2 protein-coding genes are annotated in these 860 nt (G+C 67.7%); both read left to right on the top strand.

The annotated features are described in order from the left end of the window. A partial coding sequence (locus NHG85_RS07785) for an electron transfer flavoprotein subunit beta/FixA family protein (RefSeq protein ID WP_440339800.1) occupies positions 1-231 on the top strand: 231 nt, incomplete at its 5' end. Next, positions 231-860, top strand: a 630-nt coding sequence (locus NHG85_RS07780; protein ID WP_253331315.1) for an electron transfer flavoprotein subunit alpha/FixB family protein, incomplete at its 3' end; no start/stop codon positions are given. The genes NHG85_RS07785 and NHG85_RS07780, both read left to right, overlap by 1 nt.

Here is an 860-nt window from a genome sequence, read left to right as displayed (position 1 = left end):
ATCGTCAGCGTTGACCTGCGGCTGAACGAGCCGCGCTATGCCTCGCTGCCCAACATCATGAAGGCCAAGAAGAAGCCCTTGGACGAGAAGACGGCGGCCGATTACGGCGTCGACGTCTCGCCCCGGCTTGAGGTCGTCAAGACCGCCGAGCCGCCGGAGCGCAAGGCGGGGATGATGGTCGGTTCGGTCGACGAGCTGGTCGAGAAGCTCAAAGATCTGGGGGTGGTGTGATGAGCGTTCTTCTTCTGGCCGAGGTCACCGACGGCGAACTGAACCACGACGCCACCGCTCGCGCCGTCGCCGCCGTGGCGCCGCTTGGCGATGTGACGCTCTTGTGCGTGGGCGCGAAGGCGAAGGACGCGGCGAATGCGGCGGCTTCGATCGACGGTGTCGCAAAGGTGCTCTGCGCTGAGGACGCGCTCTATTCGCACCGTCTCGCCGAGCCGGTCGCGGCACTGGTGGCGCAGCTGGCCGAGGGGCATGAGCACGTGGCGGCCCCCGCGACCACAGACGCCAAGAACATCATGCCGCGCGTCGCGGCACTTCTGGACGTGATGATCATCCCCGACGTTCTGGCGATCCACGAGGATGGCGCCTTCGACCGCCCGGTCTATGCCGGCAACGCCGTGCAGACGGTGAAGTCGAAGGACGCGACCAAGGTCTTCACCATCCGCACCACCGGCTTCGAGCCCGCGGGCGATGGCGGGTCGGCCTCGGTCGAGGACGTGGCCGCCGCATCCGATCCCGGACTGTCGTCCTGGGTCGAGGACAAGCTGGCCGAAAGCGACCGGCCTGAGCTGACAAGCGCGGGCATCGTCGTCTCGGGCGGGCGCGGCGTCGGCTCGGAGGAGAACTTCGCG

This window comes from Limimaricola litoreus, from assembly GCF_024159025.1.
Classification (GTDB): Bacteria; Pseudomonadota; Alphaproteobacteria; order Rhodobacterales; family Rhodobacteraceae; genus Limimaricola; species Limimaricola litoreus.
The sequence above is the reverse complement of the archived record's forward strand: the minus strand, read 5'-3'. Positions and strand labels throughout refer to the sequence as shown.